The organism is Pseudomonas sp. St316 (assembly GCF_018325905.1).
GTDB lineage: Bacteria > Pseudomonadota > Gammaproteobacteria > Pseudomonadales > Pseudomonadaceae > Aquipseudomonas.
Genome location: NZ_AP021901.1, coordinates 1,865,585 through 1,884,538 on the forward strand (window position 1 = coordinate 1,865,585; position 18,954 = coordinate 1,884,538).

Below are 18,954 nucleotides of genomic sequence, written 5' to 3' on the forward strand. Positions count from 1 at the left end.
CAACACCCCCGAGGTCATGTGAACGCCAATGGTGCCTCATGGACGACGTATACCTTTGCTGATCGGCACAGTGCCTTTGCAGTCCGGGTAGTGGGAACATGACCAGAACGGTCCTGATTTTCCCTTCCGCCTGAGCATTGAGGCGTTGCAAATGGGGCAAATCGGCCCGGCTTCGGCCGGTACCGACAAGTTAAGCGCTCCGCAGTTTGCGATCAGCTGCGTAATCCAGTGCGCCTGCTTGGCAACGAATGCATCCAAGGTCAGACGTCCCGCTTCGATTTCATCCAGAGCCTGCTCCCAGATCGCTGTCATACCCGGATCCGCGACTGCTGCGGGTACCGCTTCGATCAGGGTATGGGCCGCTGCGGAGGCCATCAAAGCTCGTTTTTTCTTCAGCAAATAGCCGCGATCAATCAACCCCTTGATGATGCCGGCTCGCGTGGCTTCGGTGCCGATACCGGTGGTGTCCCGAAGTTTCTGTTTCAGACGCGGGTCGTTGACCAGCTTGGCCACATTTTTCATCGCCCTGATCAGATCACCCTCGGTGAGCGGTTTGGGAGCAGCGGTGCGCATGGACTTGAGGTCGACGTCGTCCACTGCGCACTTCACACCCTGTTGTAGAGCGGGCAACGCCTGGGACTTTTGATTGGGTTCATCGTCTTCGGCGCTGTCGGAGAGCAAGCCTTTCCAGCCTTGGACGAGGATCCGTTTGCCAACAGCAGTCAAACGCTCGGCGCCGCACTCCAGTTCGACCTCGGTTCGATCAAACTCGTGATGCGGCAGAAATTGCGCGAGGTAGTGGCTACGAATTAGCTCGTAGACTTGGCGCTCTTGTTCGGACATCCGCGTGAGATTCGCCGGCTCGGTGTTGGGGATAATGGCGTGGTGCGCAGTGACCTTGCCATCGTTCCATGCTCGTGAGCGCAATGATCGATCGACGCTTGCGAGCGCTGGGCGTAACGCAGGATCCATTCTGAGTAGGGCATCGAATACTGCGGCGACCTCGTTGAACATGCTCTCTGGCAAATAACGGCAATCGCTGCGCGGATAGCTGGTGGCTTTGTGGGTTTCATACAAGGCTTGGGCGATGTTCAGTGTTTCCTGAGCGCCGAGTCCCAACTTGCGTGAACAGACTTCTTGCAGTGTGCTCAGGTCGAAGGGCAGGGGTGGCGCTTCGCGCAAATGCTCAGTCTGCAGCGAGACTACGGTGGCGGTCTTGCTGCCAGAAAGCGCTTGGACGGCTTGACTGGCGAGCGCCTGCTGCAGGCAGCGACCGGCTTCGTCACGTCCTGAGCTTGGCGGTATCCACGACGCGATGAAGGGTTGCCCCATTGAAGACAGGTGCACATCCACCACCCAGTACGGCACAGAGACGAAGCTGGCAATCGCGCGGTCTCGTTCAACCACCAAGCGCAAAGTGGGTGTTTGGACGCGTCCAACCGACAGCACGCCGTCATAGCCCGCCCGCCGTCCTAGGAGGGTAAATAAACGACTGAGGTTCATACCAATCAGCCAATCGGCGCGGCTGCGGGCGAGGGCTGAGTGATAGAGCGGGAAGGTCTCCTGACTAGACTTCAGCGAGGACAGCGCTTTGCGAATCGACGCCTCGTTGAGTGCCGATAACCAGAGGCGCTCAACAGAACCACGATAGTTGCAGAGCTCCAGTAACTCGCGGGCAATCATTTCACCTTCGCGATCGGCGTCGGTGGCGATGACGACGGTGGTAGCTTCGCTGAGCAGCTGTTTGATGATTTTGAACTGCGCGCCAGTCTTGGGTTTGACCTCAACTCTCCACTGCGCGGGAATGATCGGTAGATGATCCAACGACCAGGTTTTGTACTGATCGCCATAGGCTTCAGGTTGGGCCGTTTCCAGCAGGTGACCGATACACCAGGTGACAGTTGTCTCGGGACCAATCAAGCAACCATCGCCACGTCGGCTGGCTCCGAGAACCTTGGCGATGTCACGACCTTGGGAGGGTTTCTCGCAGAGAAAAAGACGCATAGAACTGCTCCGGGTTGAGTTCGGAGCAGCGTTGTTGGAAACAGCAGTGGCGAGCTATGAGAAACCTGAATGGCAGGTCTCTCACATTAGTCGGTGAGGGCAGTCTTGAATGGGGGAGAGGCTGCTAGGTTGCAGTCATGTGGACGACAGTGCTTCACGAGCAGCGAGTAATGACAGGCCAGGAACTTCGCGCAAACGCGCAATTTTTATGCCTCATGTCAGTCATGCCGATGGTGGCTGCCCTCTGCGCTTTTTGGACTTCGACGCAGGCGAGCTGGCCTGGTCTGTAGCCTGCCCGACGGGAGCCGCAAACGATGCTGATTCACTTGTGCGCTCCCGCATGAGCACGTTCTGCACGCGGTGAGGCAGGATCCCGACTCGACGGGCCTCGATCTTGAAGGTCACCCGCGCATTGTCTTCGCTGTCCTCCCACTCATCGCGCACGGTGCGGCCTTCGACCATTACACGCATACCTTTCTGATACAGCGTGCTCCAGTGTTCAGCGTCGCGGTGCCAGAGCTCAACCGGCGCCCAATAGCCGCCTCGATCTTCATAGCTGCCGTCGCGTGGCACGGGGTTGTCAAAATACACATTCAGGCGCAGCAAGCGCCGTGGCTCGTCATTGCCTGACGGGAACTCCTGGAACTCTGGCGCACTACCGATGTTGCCTTCGCCGACGAAAAAGGTACTCATTGTGATATCTCCGCTGCTGGTGTGAACTGGCGCAGCAGCCGTTCGGCGCTGGCCATTTTGATCGCGCAGGTTGAAGCCTGACGGTAGAGCGAATGCACCACGCTCATCTGCAAGTTCAGTGCGATACGCTCGCATTCGAAACGGTGCAGTCCCTCGCGTACGGCTTGCGGCAAAGCCTTGTTGGAGACCTGGCGTTCCCAGACCGCAACGCCCATACGGGCGAAGTCGCGGGTGCGCCATCGCAAAAAGGTGCTGCGCGCACTGGTGTTCTGCAGCACCAATCGAATATCCAACAGTGAGTAAGGAGGTTGTTCGGCGTGCTGCGCCACAGCCTCCATCAGGCGACGTAACTGCGCCTCGATTCCCCTCGCCACCTGCGCCAGGTGTTCTAGCTCCCCCTTACCCTTAAATGGTTTTAAAAGGCCTTTTAGGGAGGCAGCGTGTTCGAGCTGTCGATAGGCATCCGGTGTGAGTGTTTCGAGGGGCATTGGTTGAGTCGGGATCACGGGGTTCATACTTCGTCCTCCGGCTCATCGACTGTCGCAGATGGCTCTATCGCGTTCTCCTCCAACGCTTCAGCGTCATCCACCGCCACAGCACCACGACGAATGATCGGGGGCGCGAACTGGGAGCGGCGATGCCCCTCAAGGATGTCCGTAGGGGGGAGCCCAAACTTCTCCATGGCCGCCAGAGCACGAGCGTTATTTGCCGCCATGTCGTCACGGGTGACGCCAGCATGCCGATAGCGCTGCGCCTGACCGAATAGGCTGCGCAGCAGATGGGCGCCGTCGTCGATCCAGGCTTCCATGTCTCGGCGACCGATCAAGGCGGTGTGATGGGCCAACAGGGTATGACGCACCAAGGTGTCGTAGTCAGTCAGCAGGTAGACGGCGAGGAAGCCCAGCTGGCTGCCGATGTACAACGGCAAAGTAACGGGATGGATGTTGATATTGTCGCTCATGTCGATCTGTGTCGGCAGGTCCTGTCTGATCCGGTCCAACTGCTGGGTCAGTTCCAGCATCCCAGCCTTGGCCTGCATCAATTTTTCTTCGAGCTGCACGATCGCCCAGTCGGCATAAGGATCGTCCTGCGCTGCGGCTTGTTTGATCAGGTTGGTGACGCTGATGTAGCCCGCCATACCCATGATCGAGTGGACGCCTTCGCGTGCGGTTCGGCCTTGCCAGATTCGGGCGGCGTGGTGGGTATGCAGTGTCAGGGTGATGCTGCTGCGCAATGAGCCCAGGTTGAGCTGATAGTGATCGGCCACGGTGTCGTCCTCGCATAGGCTTGGACGGGAACGTTGCGACAGAAGAAGGTCAAGTACATCCGAAAAGCTGTATTCGGTCTGTTCGATTTGGTTCGAGACGGTTGATTTCGAGACGCTCGTCAGTGATGCCAGTGGCATCAAATCTACTGACGTCCACCGCGTTTGCTACGCAGCTGGCGCAGTTCATCCAGGCACGCTTGGGCGAGGGCAGAGGCGGGTTCGCCCTTTTTCCTAAGTTGGCGCGGGGGAGCGGGTGGCGGTTCTGCAATGGGTAACGATTCAGCCTGACCTGCCCAAGGGCGGAAATCGCCTTTCAGCGCTCGCTGAATAAGACCCATCAGATACGCCGCCGGTTTGCGGACGCTGCCTGCCGCACATCGCGCGCCCGCTTCGTTGAGCACTGCCTGCCGATCCGCTGGCTTAAGCTTGTTCAGCGCCACGGTGACGGCCTGTCGCTCGCTCGGACTGAGGTGCAGCGGATCAGGCCAGTGCAGGTTATCCACCGCTGGGGTCGCGCGCGGTACCGTACTAATACTTTCTTTTAATACAGTACAGGCAGCGTTCGGATTCCGAACGCTGCCGGAAACATTGGCGCTCGGACCCGGTTCGGAATCCGAACCGGGTCCCGCACGATTCCGAACGAGGTGGTCGCCACCCAGTTCGGAATCGTGCAGCGCTTCATCGGGCGCCTTATCCAATCCTTGTTTTGTCCAATGGTCGCCCCAACTGTCGAGCCGGGTGGGGAGCCGACCCAAATCGATATCGGTGTCCTGACGAATTTCTTCCAAAACATGCCGAGCGACAATTCGCACAGCCTTGGTTGCATGATCGAGGGCGTGTCCGACCAGCTCCAGGTAATCCTGATCCAGCTCCATGGCTTCGGCGGGGGTTAACGGTTCATCGTGCAGGATGTACAGAGAACCTTGTAGGCGCCCGCTGAGCTGATCGCGGCCATGACTTACCAAGCTGAGCCAGCGGGTCAGCCGGAGCATCGTCAAAACGCGAGCGATGGTTTCACGAGAGGCTGACGCACCGTAGGGCACGCTCGACAAGTAAGGTTGCAGATCTTCATAGCGCGGCGTGACCACGCCCTGGCCTTGCAGCATGAGTCGAAATACTTGCCAGGCATTCCGTTCCAATGGCGTTAGCCGACTATCCAGCAGCAGTCGACGCGGCACGACTTCGAGAGATTGGCCACTGAACAAAAAGCCCGCCTGCAGGGCCTGGTTGGAAGGATGCTCAGTGGTTGGGCGTGAGGGCCAACGTTCACTTAATTGCTGGGTGCATTGCTGCAGAACACGCTGCCAGCGACTGGAAGGGGCAGTGTTCATGTTCCGTTGCTGTAATGGTCGATCTGCTGCCAAACGATGGTCAAGCTGATCTGTTGCTCCTCTGCCAACATCATCATGGCGTCGAGCTGATCCTCAGCACCGTCCTCAGCCCGTAGTTGGCACCAACGCTGCCAGAGCGCATGTTCCTGCGCTTCGCTCAAGTTCTGAGGACGGCCCTTACGGGTTTCTATCTTGAGCAGACGTCGGCGCAGGGCGGTTTCCGAATGCGCCAAGCCGAAGTGCTGATACATGATGGTACTGCTGGCACCGAGCTTGAGCGCTCGGTTGATCAGGCGCTCGTTCTGTTCGTCGCGTTCGGCCTGGTCGATCAATCGATGCAGCACCGGCGAATCAATCTTGACCTCAACCCAGGGGACGGTGGCATGGGCCAGACGTGACAGTGTGCTGGGCGGTAAGGATTGCAACAGGTAGATGTCGTCTTCACCCAGTCCGAGTGCTTTGCAGCGTTGCAGATTACCCAGGCGCAACTCGTGAAGGACTTGAGTCAGCATGGCCTGGTTGAGCACATTGAAGGACAGGTTCATGGCAGCTCCCTTGGTGAATCGTCTTCAGGAGTAAGCGTCAAGTCGATCAGGCGCCGGGCTAAGCGAATGAGGCGATACAGTTTGATTAACAGATAGTCGGGCAGTCGCTCCAGTCCTACGTCCACGGCGGGACGATCGGCCAGCGGGAGTTGATAGACCCCCAATAGCAGTTGCCCGAAAAGGGCTGAGGGCAATTGCTTGCGATCCTCCCAGTTCACTTCGTCTTGTGCACGCAGCAGGGCCAAGAGCAATAGGTGAACGCCGGTCGCGCGGGGCGCTGCAAGATCAAGTTGGTCGATGTTCAGGGCGAAGCCCAAGTCGCGCTGCTGATCGCTGACGCTCTCGGGATACCCGGCATAGGTCGCCAGTTCCCGAGCCAGCCCAGCAATGGCTAAACGCAGCTGCTCGGGGGTATCCAGTGTTGGTGCGATGATCCAGAGGTCGTCGATCATGCAGGTTTCGACGGTCGGTGCTGGTTCGGGGGCAGTGTCGCGTTCAATCTGTTCGCGAATTTGTTGGACACGTGACCGAGGGCTGACTGCTGATGCGACATTCGTTTCGGGCAGCGTGAGCTGCTCCTCTGGCGCTGTTTCGGCCCGGGTTCCGGTTTCAGTTGATGGGGGGCGGGACTCGGAGGAGGGAGGTCCTGCTGCGGCTTCATCAATGCTTGGCAGATGGCTGTTCTCTAAGGAAGTGCTGACAACGCCAGGCCGTTGTGTGGAGCTCAACTCCAAGGCCAACATGCGGTAGGACTGGCCGAGTAGGCGGCTCATGCGTTCGAGCAGTTCATCCTTGATTTGCTCAAGGTGGAAAGATTCGGGATCGGCATCAAATTGCCCCAAGGTGTCGAGCCAAAACTCGGGGAACGAAATGATGTCGGTTGGGTAACGATTCCAGGTTCGTTCAGCCTGGCTACGCAGAGCGATCAAGCGTTCAATTTTGGGTTTACCCAATCCGGCATACAGGGTCTGTGGAATGGCGGGCAGGAGATGTTCGAGGGTGTCGAGCATCCGGCTGATGTGCGACTGTGAAATTGGGTAACCCCCAGCGGCAATACGTCGCGCCAGCTCACGTTGCGAGAGTGTCGCTCCGTCTGATTCGATCATGGTTTTGAGTTTGGCCACCGCCAGAGCCCGTTCGATGAAGGTGAGTTGACCGTGCAGATCGCTTTCGGCCAGATGGCCGAGCAGGGTGGTGACTTCATTGCTCCAAGGCCGAAACAGACAATGAATGCGAAAGAAGCGCTCGTCGCGGGTTTCCTGCCACAGCTCGCCGAGAATTGCCAACCGCGTATTACCGCCGTTGCGGATAATGAAATAGGTCCCACCCGGGCGGCGGGTAATCGGCGGTGGTTGATCCAGCCCGCGTTCACGGATGGAGGCTTTAATATCGTCAAAAAGCGGATTACGGATGAAGCGTGGGTTGTGTTCGTAGGGTCGTAACTGCTCCAGTGTGACCAGCATGGGAGTGTCGACGACCGGATCGGAGAGTCGCTCCAGTTCTGGACCTCGAGGAAAATGGTTCTGGTGCAGTTTGTCGGCGACCTCCTCCTGACTGAGCTTCTTCATTTGAATAGTCTCAGTTAGCGCCGGTTGCGCAAATGGTCACCGACCTCGAATTTGACGATCTTGAGAGTCCGCGCATCTTCGAAGTGACTGGAAAGTTCTGTTAGGAACGATCCCATGGTAGAGCGTCCGCCCTGCAGGTGAAATACCACGGTGCAATACTCTTCGGACGGCGGAGGGGGCAGCCAATCGGATGGCTGAACGACGATGGGTAGTTTATCTAACATCGAAGAGATCCTTGCCAATGCTATTGGCGTCGAGGCCGGTCAAACAATATGGCCGGGCGAGAAACACCCGCTTGGTAATTCGTTTCATTGAGCCTCCTCACACGTGGCTATCGAGGTTGACGGCAACCGTGGGTTTACCTGTTCCACCTTTAGTGGAAGCCACCGACACCTCGCGCGTAACATCAGCGCTGCTGCGCCAAGCGATCGGTGACCCATCGCTCGATCTCCATTGAGTCCCATCCCACAGCACGCAATCCAATGCGCTTGGCTTGTGGGAATTTGCCCTCCTTCATCAAGCTGTAAATGTGCGCGCGCTTGAAGCCGGTTTTTTGCTCCACCTCTTCACGCCGCATAATATGGCGTTCGACTTGTGGTTGATGCTTAGCGATGGGGAAGGACTGGCTGGACATAATGGTCACTCCTGGCGTCGATTGGCGCGTGATAAGACGTGACCTGAATTGAATCGTTGAAACGGGTTGGCGTCATTGCGCTGCAACTACAGCGATTGCAGCGCAATCTGCCCTAGCGCTCCGAGAGGCTGCGTTTGGCAGCAGCAAATTTCTCATCCAGATTTCGCTTGGATATGCCTGGCAGCTTGTCATAATGGGCGGTCAGTGCGTCGACAATGGCGGCTTGGGAACGGAAAACTGAATGAGGTTTTCCTGAGGGAGAGTGACCGAGCAGTAGACTGAGCATCGCTCCGATGATGTGGAGGTAAGTGGCCTCACTTCGGTCGCTTACTTTGCCGTTAATTTTGATGAGATGCTCGATGTTCTCCTTTTCCAAACCGACAGCTTCAAGTTCACTCAACAGTTGTTGATAAGCTGTTTCTGTACTCCTCACCTGTAGTTGCAAAGCATCACGATCGGCTTGTAGAGCCAAGTAGGTACCAATGCTGATTGTTCCGTTCTGGTTCAATGGTTGATCGAAAAGGAAAGCTGGCTTTTGTTCAGGGTGAAAGCGAGACATCCAAAGTTTAAGATCAGTGTGGCGGATGGTTACTTGAGTGCACTCGACGCGAGTCCCAATGGCTACCTGTATGCCGAGGCAGCCGTAGGGAAGTTCTCCATGACGAATAGCATCGAAAATTTTCTCAGTGTTTGCGTACAGACATGGCCATTGTGGGAAGGCAGACCTGAGCATGGTAGGTGATCGCCAGGCTACCTCGAGAATCTGCGTCTCGTAGGCCATTAAGTTGCACCAACGTATTGCTGCATCGATGGGGCGATAGAATACCTGTGCCAGTGGGTTACAGCTTTGAGATATGTACACCGAAGGAACCTCCTATTCCTGTAAATCATGGACTCCTAGAATAAATTATACGTCGAATCCATCATTTTTCTTTCGTCCAGCCCCGGTGTCAATAGATTAAAAACTTTATACTATCCCCAGGTACGTACGGTCCGTTCCTGGCCACTATTGTAGTGTTCGGACCATCATGGGGGCATGAGAAAAAAATAGTAAGAATTTCAACTATTGATGTTGGTAACGATTGATGCGTTTGTTACCTGATCATAGCCAGTTGGCTTTCTTGCAGCGTTGAGCTACATACGTTCGATGAATATAGTCTTCGCCCATAGCTCGGTACGCAACGTTCGGTTGTTCTTTTAGCAGATTTGCGGGCATAACCACCCCACTGTAAGTAGCAAAAGTGTTTCGCTAGGCGTTTCCGCGGCGCGAGCCGTTCGGATTCAAATATCGGTTCGTTACGCCGATCAATTGATTCACATGTTTGGGAGAGGGGGCATCGGGGATCTGCGCCTGCTAGTATCGAGGGGAGTTTTTGAAACGAGTGCAGACTAGGGCAGTGTTCACAGGAGCCGCGCCTGCTCCCAACAACTGCCCTCTGCTACGATGTCTTCCTGCAGTGGAGCTCCGAATAAGTTTTCTGGACTGCGGCGGGGGTATGAGTTTCCTGGGGGTGTTTTTTGAAACCAAGGCCAGGCTTATTGCCAGATGCCAGCGACCTCTCGATGGCGCCACTCACCAGGTTTTCTATCAGACTATCGTGCTCTCGTTCCTCCAGCGAATAGTGCGTCAGCCAACCGGGCGCGCTGTTAAGCAGCGTGGCAATGGCATGACCGACGGCTCGGCCCTGTTCACTGAGTCGGGAGCGGACACCGAGCATCATTAGCAGTTGGCGTTCGTACTGTTCGCGAAGTTGTCGGACCCGTTCTTGCTGTTCTTCATTCAAACAACCGCTGTCACGCTCCACCAGGCGAAAATGCCAAGGCATCTCCCGATGTAGATCCTGGTGGGCGCGGATCAATGGCTTGAGCCTGTCGCGTTTTGTCGTAGCCGTTTGCTTGATGCGCGCCAGGGTTGCCAGCAGCTCTTCGTAAAATTCTTCGATCAGGTCGAGCAGCAAGTGTTGTTTGCTGGGGTAGTGGTGATACAGCGAGCCTGGGGACAGCCCCAGGCACGTGGCAAGCTCTCGCATGCCGACCTGACCGAACCCTTTGCTGGCAAAAAGCTCCAGCACCTTGTCCCGATACTCGGCGAAGCGCGAGCAACGCTCAGGCATAGGCATGGAAGCCACGCCCTGTTTTGCGTCCCAGGTAACCGGCGGCAACCATCTCCTTGAGCAGTGGCGCGGGGCGGTATTTGCTGTCGTTGAAACCATCGTAGAACGCTTCAAGGATAGCGAGTAGGGTATCCAGGCCGATCAGGTCCGCCAGCGCCAGCGGGCCGATTGGCTGGTTGCAGCCCAGGCGCATGCCCACGTCGATATCTTCGGCGCTGGCCAAGCCTTCCTGAAGCACCAGGATTGCTTCATTGATCATTGGCACCAGGATCCGGTTGACCACGAAACCCGGACGGTTGGCAGCGGTGATCGCGGTCTTGCCGAGCGTGGATGCCATTTCCAGCGCCAGGGCACGGGTAGCATCGCTGGTTTGCAGACCGCGTATCACTTCGATCAGGCCCATTACCGGCACTGGGTTAAAAAAGTGCAGGCCGATGAAGCGTTCAGGCCGGCTCACACTGGCAGCTAATTGGGTAATGGACAGCGATGAGGTATTGGAGGCGATTACACATTCGGCGCTGACCTGCGCGGCGATTTGTTGTAGCACGCGCAGTTTCAGGTCGAGGTTTTCGGTGGCGGCCTCGATCACCAGTTGCGCGTTTTGCAGGCTGTGGTATTCAGTACTGGTGCGTATCCTGTCGAGAGCCGCGAGCTTTTGCTCATGTGTCAGGGTGTTTTTGGAAACCTGTCGATCAAGGTTTTTATTGACGGTTGCGACTGCCTTTTGCAAGGCACCCTCGGATATGTCAATCAAGGTCACATTGAAACCAGCCAGGGCGCAGACCTGCGCGATGCCATTGCCCATGGTGCCGGCGCCGATGACGCCTATATTCTGAAGAGTCATGCGTATTTCCTTATCAAACCCGTTCGAACAACACGGCGATGCCTTGGCCGCCGCCAATACACATGGTCGCCAGGGCATAACGGCCTTGACAGCGATGCAGTTCGTGAATGGCTTTGGTGGCAATGATCGCGCCAGTGGCGCCCACAGGATGGCCCAGCGAGATGCCCGACCCGTTGGGGTTGACCTTCTGCGGATCGAAGCCCAGTTCTTGCGCTACGGCACAGGCCTGGGCGGCAAAGGCTTCGTTGGCCTCGATTACATCGAGGTCGGCGACGCTCAGGCCGGCACGTTCGAGCACCAGGCGGGTGGCGGGAATCGGTCCCAACCCCATCATCGAAGGTTCAACGCCGGCGTGGGCATAACCTACCAGTCGCGCCAGGGGCTTGAGGCCTTGTTCGTGAACAGTCTGGCCCGTGGCCAGGATCAGTGCGCCGGCACCATCATTGAGGCCAGACGCGTTGCCAGCGGTGACGCTGCCATCCTTCTTGAAGGCCGGCTTCATGCGACTCAATTGCTCGGCGTCGACCTCGGCCCGTACGTGCTCATCCGTCGCAAACGAAACAGGCCCTTTGCGGGTCGCGACTTCGATCGGCACGATTTGCCCGGAAAAACGCCCTTCGGCAATCGCCCGGGCAGCCCGCTGCTGGCTCAGAAGCGCCAGTTCATCCTGGGTCTGACGCGTGATGCCATAGTGCTCGGCGATATTTTCAGCAGTGATACCCATATGGAAACCGGCAAATGGGTCCTGTAATACCCCAAGCATATAGTCGATGGCCAGCACGTTGCCCATTCGTGCCCCCCAGCGCGCCTGCGGCAACAAATACGCCCCCCGGCTCATGGACTCGACGCCACCGGCCAGCGCAGCACCCGCGTCTCCGAGCATCAAGCTTTGCGCGGCACTGACAATGGCCTGGAGACCCGAACCGCAAAGGCGGTTGACGTTGAAGGCGGGGGTTTCTTTCGTCAGGCCGGCATTCATTGCGACAGCCCGAGAGATGTAGGCATCACGTGCCTCGGTCGGGATCACATGTCCCATCACCGCATGGCCGATGTGTTCGGGCGCCAGGCCTGACCGTTCGATAGCGGCGCGGGAAACCTCGGTTGCCAAGTCAATAGGCGGCACGTCCTTGAGCGAGCCGCCAAAGCTGCCAATGGCAGAACGGACGGCGCTCACGACAAAAATATCGGAATGCTTCATGTTGCCTGCGCATTCCACGCCATCCGGCCACCCAGCCCACCAACATCCGGCCACCTATTCCACGCTCATCCGGCCGGGCAGTCGGAGCGCAGCGACGCAGGTTTGCATTGTTAGTCTGAAGTCTCTGTCGCCGTCAATTTCGTTGCGCGCCTGCGCATCGATTCGCCCTTCAGTTCGATCCGATAAGCGTTATGTACCAGCCGGTCGAGGATCGCATCGCCCAAGGTCGGATCGCCGATCAGTGCGTGCCATTTGTCCACCGGCATCTGGCTAGTCACCAGCGTCGAGCGGTTGCCGTAGCGGTCGTCCAGCAGTTCAAGCATGTCGCGCCGCTGAGCAGCGGTAAACGGCGCCAAGCCCCAGTCATCCAGGATCAGCAGGTCGGTCTTGGCGTAGCCGGCCATTAGCTTGGCGAAGCGGCCGTCGCCGTGTGCCAGGCCCAGTTCTTCCATCAAGCGCGGCAGGCGCAGATAGCGCACGCTGTAACCGTCGCGGCAAGCTTTATGAGCCAGCGCGCAGGCGAGCCAGGTTTTGCCTACGCCCGTCGGCCCGCCGATGATCAGGTTCAGGCCATCGCGCAGCCACTGACCGCTACCCAGTTGCAGGATCAGCGCCTTGTCCAGGCCACGAGGGCTGCGGTAATCGATGTCTTCCAGGCAGGCGTTATGGCGCAGTCGTGCGGCTTTGAGGCGAGTCGTCAGGCGGGCGTCTTCGCGCTCGGTCAGCTCGCGGTCGACCATCAGGCCGAGGCGTTCGTCGAAGCTGAGATCGTTGATGTCGGGCGTTGCGTGTTGTTCGCCAAGCGCCTTGATCATGCCGTGCAGGCGTAGGATTTGCAGCTTGTCGAGGGTCGGGTTAGGCAGCATGTTCGTGCTCCTTTTTCAGTCAGTGGTAGTAGCCAGGGCCGCGCAGATTGATATGTTCATCGGGCAGTAACGGCAGGTTTTGCTGGGCAAGAGGTAGCCGTTCCAGGCCTTGGCGCAGGATCGATTCGAGGCTCTTGTAACTGCATGCGCCTAGGGCCAGCGCACGTTGGCAAGCGGCTTCCAGCCGCTCTTCGCCGTGCTGTTTGCTCAAGCGCAGGATGCCCAGGCAGGCGCGGAAGCCATGCTGCGGATGGATTCGGCGTTCGAGGATGTAGGCGATGACACCGGCCGTATTCGGGCCCGTCTGCTCAGCCCAGCGGATCAGCCGCTGGGGCGTCCACTCGGCGTGTTCGCGGTGACTTTTGGGCATGTGCTCGGTGTGGGTAGTGTGGCGGCCTTTGTGCGGCGAGCGCAGATGGCTGGCCACGCGCTGGTTGGCGTGGAAGCACTCGACGGTCTGCGCGGTCAGGCGTACTTCGAGTTGGTGTTTCACCAGTTGGTACGGCACGGAGTAAAAATGGCCGTCGACTTCGACGTGGTAGTCGATGTGGACTCGCACCTTTTTCCATTCGGCGTAGACATATGGATGTTCTGGTAGCGGTTGCAGCGCGGGTTGGTCGATGGTCTCGAAGGCCGAGCGGCGTGAGCCGGGCAGTTTCTTGAAGGGCTTCTGATTGAGGCGATCCAGCAGCAACGCGATGGCTGTGTTGAGTTCGCCCAAGGAGAAGAACTGGCGGTTGCGCAGCACCGCCAGTATCCACCGCTCGACGACCTGTACGCCGACTTCAACCTTGGCTTTGTCCCTGGGTTTACGCGAGCGCGCGGGCAGCACGGCTACGCCGTAATGCTCGGCGAGATCGCGGTAACTGGGGTTGATATCCGGCTCGTAGCGATGCGCCTTGGTCACGCCACTGCGCAGATTGTCGGGCACCAGGATCTGTGCGGTGCCGCCGAAAAAAGCAAAACAGCGGGCGTGCGAGCCCAGCCAGTCGGGCAGTTTCTGCGACCAGGTCGCCTCGGCGAAGGTGTAGCTGGAGGCGCCGAGGACGGCGACGAATATCTGGGCCTGGCGGATCTCTCCGGTTCGCCGGTCGATGATCGGCACGGTCTGACCCGCGTAATCGACGAACAGCTTTTCGCCGGCGCGATGTTCCTGGCGCATGACCACGTCGACCTTGGCGGCCCAGAGCCGGTAGTGCTCGCAGAACCAGCTGTACTGGAAGCCTTGCGGGTGCGCCAGTCGATATTCTTGCCAAAGCAGGGCCAGGGTTACGCCGGGGCGGCGCAACTCTGCGTGGACATGAGTCCAGTCCGGCATCGGACGTTGATCGCTGGGGACGTCGGGTGGTGGCGGAAAAAGACGCTGCTGCAACTGCGCCTCGCTCGCCGCACACGGCCAAGTCAGCCCGCTGGCAGCAAAGCGATTGAGGTACTCACCGATAGTTGCGCGACCCACCTGCAAGCTGACAGCGATCTGGCGAGCAGATAGGCCGACCTCAAACTTGAGACGTAGCACTTCCTTAATTTTACGCATGGATAACCGCTCCACGACGACCTCTCTGCTTCGATAAAAGAGGTCGATGGTAGTGAATTAATCCTGCGTTGCTGCCTGCCTTGTGGGTGGCCGGATGGCCGTGGAATGGGTGGCCGGATCATCGTGGAATCAGTGGCCGGATGTTCATGGAATGGGTGGCCGGATGCCCGTGGAATCCGCAATGTTGCCCTCTAAGCAGGTCTTTTATGTTGGACACGAGTTTAGAATCAGCAGCGCCACTGGCCTATGCCAGAACTGTTCAAGGGTGATGGCGTTTTTTGCCATATTCAGATGTGAGAGAGGCATTCAAATGCGGGAAACGGATTCGGTGGCGGCTTACTTCATGTTCCCCATGATCCATGCGCTGCGTGAGAAACCGCAGCGTCTGCGTTCAATACTGGAACAGGTGGGCATCGATCCGGCATTGCTGGGTCAACCGACAGCACGGGTACCGGCCAAGGCCTTCGCCGCGTTGTGGCTGGTGCAGATTCGTGAGCTGAACGACGAGTTTTTTCAATTGGACGCCCATGGCATGCCGCCGGGCAGTTTTGCCTTGATATGTAGGGCATTGATTCAGGAGCCGACGTTGGAGAAAGCCATGCGTCAGTGCCTGGCCAATTTTGCCCTGTTCCTAGGTGATTATCGCGGCACGCTAACTGTGCGTGGCAAACGTGCGGTGATCAGCTTGCAGAGCGGTTCGCAGGACAGTGAGGTCAGCCGGTTGGGAGAAGAAACGTTCCTGGTGTTGATGATCAGTCTGCTGTGCTGGCTGGGCGGGCGACGCATTCCTATCGATCGGGCAGACTTTCGTCATCAGCGCTTGTCGTTGCGTGATGATGCGTTGCTTTGGGGAGCCAACTTGACCTTTGGTGCCGAGCGCACCGAAATCGAGTTCGCCAGTCATTACCTGCGCTTGCCCGTAGTCCAAGACCTTGCCTCGCTGAAAGTTTTTTTGCGCACCGCACCGCAATGGCTGGTGATCCGCTTTCGCAACCAACATGGGCTGGCGTCGCAGGTTCATCAACGCCTGCGCCACAGCCATTACAGCGAATGGCCGACCTTGCAGGCCTTCGCCCTGGAGCAGCACCTGAGTCCCAGCACGTTTCGCCGGAAGTTAGGACGTGAAGGTTGTTCGTATCAGGAAATCAAAGATGAAGTGCGGCGCGCGCTGGCGTTTGAATGGTTGCGCCAGAGCAAGGCGAACATCAGCGAGATTGCCGAGCAGTTGGGATTTCAGGAGTCGAGTGCGTTTCATCGGGCGTTCAAGAAGTGGACGGGGGAGAGTCCGGGGCGATATCGGGCGCGGTTTCGGGTTCGTTCTGAATGAGCCATGCGCCTTGGCCGGCATGTGAGGTGATGAGGCGTCGATGCGCGTGCGCGCTCGCTGGAACCGGTCATTGATGGGGGGCAAATAGTTATTTTTATTCTGAAAGAAGAATTAAATACTGTATAAAGAATTAGGCGGGAGAGTTGCCTGCCCAGTCATGTCCCTATAAAAACAAAAACGGTACCCATCATGTCACTTCTCAAAGGCCTTTCTATCGGCGGCAAACTCCTCGTGTTGCCCGGGTTATTCATGCTCGCTCTCCTGGTTGTCTCCGGTCTGGCCTACCGGGGGCTTGCCAAGCAGCAAGCGGTGATTGAGGAAATAGACCAGTTGCGCTTTCAGCAGTATCGCCAGGTATTGGAAACCTCGGCCGCCTCGCAGGCGGCGATGGTCGGCGCTTATGCGGCAGGCGCGCGAATTCTCGAATCCAACGGGCAAGCTTCTGCTGAAGACCTTGAGTCCTATCTGGAAGACATGCAGGCCAGTGTCGACGATATGCGCGTGGGGCTGGACAAGGTAGCCCGTGAGACGCGCCTGGGTGACGAGGAGAAAGCCCTCTACCAGGCCGTGCAGGAACAGGCCGCGGTCGTTGGCGAGGGCCTTGCCGATTTCAAGCGCACCGCCCTGAGCGATCAGATACAGGCTGCTTCGCTGCTCGGAAGGGCGCGCGCCGATAACAATGGGCTACAAGGCCAATTCAGCCGCCTTCTGGGGCTGCAGGCGGAGCTGACCTCTGGCGCCTTTGCCGAGGCCGGTGCCACGCAACGACAGGTATCGCAGATGCTGGTCGTGGTATTGCTGGTCGCCAGCATACTGGCTGTGGTGGTCAGTCTGTTATTGCGTTCACAGATCATCCGGCCCATCCGGGAAATCGAGCAGGCGTCGATCGACTTGCGCGACGGCGACCTGACCCGACGTGTGCGGGTCATGGGGCGAGATGAGGTTGCCCATACCGCCCAGGCATTCAACGAGCTCATTGATAGCTTCCAGCAGGCCATGCGCAAGGTAGCCGGCGTTGCGGCATCGGTTGGCGCGTCGGCGGAGGAACTTGTGGAAACCTCTGCTCGGGTGGCCGAAAGCTCTACCGCACAGGCCGGTGCGGTGGGTGCGGTTTCGATGACCATCGAGCAGATGAGCGACGGGATTGCAGCAATCTCCCGTCATGCAGAGAGCCTGCGCAGTTGTGCCGAAGCCAGTTTGCGTGGTGCGCAAGATGGACACCTGGCACTGGCACGACTGCTTCAGAAGATCGACAGCGTGCGCCTTGCGTTCTCAGCGATCCGCGGCTCGGTGGGCGACTTCGTCGAGAGCACGACGGCGATCACTACGAGCATCGCTCAGGTCAAGGATCTTTCCGCACAGACCAGTATGTTGGCCCTCAATGCGGCGATCGAGGCGGCGCGGGCAGGAGAGAGCGGACGCGGTTTCAGTGTGGTGGCCGACGAGGTGCGCAACTTGGCACAACGCTCTGCGACGGCCGCTAATTCGATCAACGAACTGACCGTGAAGCTGGAGAGTCAGTCTGAGGTTGTCGACGAAGCCCTGCGCGCCGGCACGGTGGCGTTGGATGATAGCGGCCGATTGTTGACTGAGTTGGAAAGTACGCTACAACAGGCAGCGGAACTGGTCGGTGATTCCACGCGCGGGGTGGACCAGATTGCGGACGCGGCGAGTGTGCAGAGCGAGGGTGGGCGGGGCATCACTGCGAACGTCGAGCACATCGCGCGCATGGCCGGCGAGGGCGATGCGATCACTCATCAAGTCTCCGGAGCCGTGGTTTCTTTGCGGGAGCTGTCCGATGAGCTGAATCTGGCGGTAGGACGTTTTCGCTTTGAAATATGACCGACCGATCCAGGGCGCCTACGGATGGGTGCTTGGTGGATTCCCGTTGCACCTAGCCTGCTGTGGCTTCGTCCGGGGGCAGGCTGCAAGCCGTCAGCAAATGTTCACGCATACGCTCTAGGTACTGCTGCAATTGGTCATACTCCTGAGGGGAGAAGTCTGCCATGGCCTCCAGTCGCGTCTGCTCGCCAATGGAGCGCATGAACTGCAGCAGCGGGTGGGCACTCGGGGTTAGGAACAACAAGAAAAAACGACGGTCAGTGGGGTGGTTGCGACGCTCAATCAAACCGCGCGCCTGCATTTTGTCCAGCAGGCGTACCAGAGTGACAGGCTCGACTTCCAGCAGATCGGCCAGACCTTTTTGGTAAATGCCCTCATGCATGGACAGTTTGGATAGAACTTGCCATTGAGCGCGCGTTAGGCCGGCTGCACGAGTCAATCGCTCGAAACGTTTTCGCATCAAACGGGCAACGTCATGGAGAACTAAGCTGAGGGTAGATTCAGTTGTCATTAGGCACCTCAAGTCAATGTTTGAACTGAATGCCGCCATGCCTGGGCGAATCAGGTGCATCGCCTAGCGGCTGCGGATCAACTGCAAGAACTCCTGGCGCGTGTTGTACGACTCGCGAAAAGTACCGAGCATTACCGAAGTGCTCATTACAGAGTTCTGCTTTTCAACGCCGCGCATCATCATGCACATGTGTTTCGCCTCGATTACCACCGCCACGCCGGCGGCACGGGTGATCTGGGCAATAGCTTCGGCAATTTGACGGGTGAGGTTTTCCTGAATTTGCAGGCGGCGGGCAAACATATCGACAATACGCGCCACCTTTGACAGACCAAGCACTTTGCCCGTCGGCATGTAAGCAACATGCGCCTTACCAATAAACGGCAGCATGTGATGTTCACACAGCGAGTAAAGTTCGATATTCCGGACGATGACCATCTCATCGTTGTCCGACTCGAACAGTGCACCGTTGACGATCTCTTCGAGCGTTTGCCGATAGCCATGGCAGAGGTAATGCATGGCCTTGGCCGCGCGTTCTGGCGTATTCAGCAAGCCTTCTCGCTGCGGATCCTCGCCCACGCCTTGGAGTATTTCCCGGTAGTTTTTCGCCAGCTTTTCGTCCATTAGTCGACCTTGTTGTCAGGTTGAAAAAGAAGAGAACGTCATACCCTGCCACGTG

18 protein-coding genes and 1 pseudogene are annotated in these 18,954 nt (G+C 58.0%); 3 read left to right on the forward strand and 16 right to left on the reverse strand.

Annotated features, from left to right (window positions below; all coding sequences use genetic code 11):
• Nucleotides 1–36 precede the first annotated feature (36 nt).
• From KI237_RS08425 to istA, 14 genes are all read right to left on the reverse strand, one after another.
• Nucleotides 37–2,004: a DNA topoisomerase III gene (locus tag KI237_RS08425; protein WP_126587190.1), complete on the reverse strand. Its 1,968-nt coding sequence runs from the start codon at nt 2,002–2,004 to the stop codon at nt 37–39.
• Between the two features lie 222 nt (nt 2,005–2,226).
• Nucleotides 2,227–2,697: a single-stranded DNA-binding protein gene (locus KI237_RS08430; protein ID WP_126587191.1), complete on the reverse strand. Its 471-nt coding sequence runs from the start codon at nt 2,695–2,697 to the stop codon at nt 2,227–2,229.
• A complete protein-coding gene (locus KI237_RS08435) occupies nt 2,694–3,212 on the reverse strand; it encodes a DUF3158 family protein (protein ID WP_126587192.1) in 519 nt (172 codons plus the stop codon). Before KI237_RS08435 ends, KI237_RS08430 begins: the two co-directional genes overlap by 4 nt.
• On the reverse strand, nt 3,209–3,964 hold the full coding sequence (locus tag KI237_RS08440) for a PFL_4669 family integrating conjugative element protein (protein ID WP_126587193.1): 756 nt from the start codon (nt 3,962–3,964) through the stop codon (nt 3,209–3,211). Before KI237_RS08440 ends, KI237_RS08435 begins: the two co-directional genes overlap by 4 nt.
• 143 nt (nt 3,965–4,107) lie before the next feature.
• Nucleotides 4,108–5,295, reverse strand: coding sequence for an STY4528 family pathogenicity island replication protein (locus tag KI237_RS08445; protein WP_126587194.1), 1,188 nt, complete (start codon nt 5,293–5,295; stop codon nt 4,108–4,110).
• Nucleotides 5,292–5,840: a DUF2857 domain-containing protein gene (locus KI237_RS08450; RefSeq protein WP_126587195.1), complete on the reverse strand. Its 549-nt coding sequence runs from the start codon at nt 5,838–5,840 to the stop codon at nt 5,292–5,294. Before KI237_RS08450 ends, KI237_RS08445 begins: the two co-directional genes overlap by 4 nt.
• The gene (locus KI237_RS08455; RefSeq protein WP_126587196.1) at nt 5,837–7,408 is read right to left on the reverse strand and encodes a ParB family protein; all 1,572 of its coding nucleotides are present in this window, start codon (nt 7,406–7,408) and stop codon (nt 5,837–5,839) included. The genes KI237_RS08450 and KI237_RS08455 overlap by 4 nt, the downstream gene beginning before the upstream one ends.
• 406 nt (nt 7,409–7,814) lie before the next feature.
• Nucleotides 7,815–8,042, reverse strand: coding sequence for an AlpA family transcriptional regulator (locus KI237_RS08460; RefSeq protein WP_034113396.1), 228 nt, complete (start codon nt 8,040–8,042; stop codon nt 7,815–7,817).
• 112 nt (nt 8,043–8,154) lie between these two features.
• Nucleotides 8,155–8,904 carry a hypothetical protein gene (locus tag KI237_RS08465; RefSeq protein WP_034113394.1) on the reverse strand — a complete coding sequence of 250 codons (750 nt, stop codon included), beginning with the start codon at nt 8,902–8,904 and terminating at the stop codon, nt 8,155–8,157.
• A 577-nt stretch (nt 8,905–9,481) separates the two neighbouring features.
• The gene (locus tag KI237_RS08470; RefSeq protein ID WP_080569988.1) at nt 9,482–10,162 is read right to left on the reverse strand and encodes a TetR/AcrR family transcriptional regulator; all 681 of its coding nucleotides are present in this window, start codon (nt 10,160–10,162) and stop codon (nt 9,482–9,484) included.
• Entirely contained in the window at nt 10,149–11,000 is an 852-nt protein-coding gene (locus KI237_RS08475; protein ID WP_014338772.1) for a 3-hydroxybutyryl-CoA dehydrogenase, read from the reverse strand. Before KI237_RS08475 ends, KI237_RS08470 begins: the two co-directional genes overlap by 14 nt.
• 13 nt (nt 11,001–11,013) lie before the next feature.
• Entirely contained in the window at nt 11,014–12,198 is a 1,185-nt protein-coding gene (locus KI237_RS08480; RefSeq protein WP_014338773.1) for an acetyl-CoA C-acyltransferase family protein, read from the reverse strand.
• Nucleotides 12,199–12,308: 110 nt separating this feature from the next.
• A complete protein-coding gene (istB, locus tag KI237_RS08485; protein ID WP_057711072.1) occupies nt 12,309–13,064 on the reverse strand; it encodes an IS21-like element ISPsy14 family helper ATPase IstB in 756 nt (251 codons plus the stop codon).
• 19 nt (nt 13,065–13,083) lie between these two features.
• Nucleotides 13,084–14,598, reverse strand: a complete 1,515-nt coding sequence (gene istA, locus KI237_RS08490; protein WP_102617438.1) for an IS21 family transposase — start codon at nt 14,596–14,598, stop codon at nt 13,084–13,086.
• A gap of 310 nt (nt 14,599–14,908) precedes the next feature.
• Between istA and KI237_RS08495 the strand changes: the two genes are divergently transcribed.
• The 3 genes and pseudogenes from KI237_RS08495 to KI237_RS30925 all read left to right on the forward strand — a co-directional run bounded on the left by KI237_RS08495 (nt 14,909) and on the right by KI237_RS30925 (nt 17,767).
• Entirely contained in the window at nt 14,909–15,925 is a 1,017-nt protein-coding gene (locus KI237_RS08495; RefSeq protein WP_014338774.1) for an AraC family transcriptional regulator, read from the forward strand.
• A 780-nt stretch (nt 15,926–16,705) separates the two neighbouring features.
• Nucleotides 16,706–16,903 (forward strand): annotated as a pseudogene (locus KI237_RS30920) (HAMP domain-containing protein); the annotation flags it as partial.
• A gap of 138 nt (nt 16,904–17,041) precedes the next feature.
• Nucleotides 17,042–17,767, forward strand: a complete 726-nt coding sequence (locus tag KI237_RS30925; RefSeq protein ID WP_404940916.1) for a methyl-accepting chemotaxis protein — start codon at nt 17,042–17,044, stop codon at nt 17,765–17,767.
• Nucleotides 17,768–17,819: 52 nt separating this feature from the next.
• On the opposite strand, the gene KI237_RS08505 is transcribed toward KI237_RS30925, so the two are convergent.
• Both KI237_RS08505 and folE read right to left on the reverse strand, forming a co-directional pair.
• Nucleotides 17,820–18,278: a MarR family winged helix-turn-helix transcriptional regulator gene (locus KI237_RS08505; RefSeq protein ID WP_034114523.1), complete on the reverse strand. Its 459-nt coding sequence runs from the start codon at nt 18,276–18,278 to the stop codon at nt 17,820–17,822.
• A 63-nt stretch (nt 18,279–18,341) separates the two neighbouring features.
• Complete coding sequence (gene folE / locus KI237_RS08510; protein WP_014338777.1) at nt 18,342–18,899, reverse strand: GTP cyclohydrolase I FolE; 558 nt, start codon at nt 18,897–18,899, stop codon at nt 18,342–18,344.
• Nucleotides 18,900–18,954: the final 55 nt, after the last annotated feature.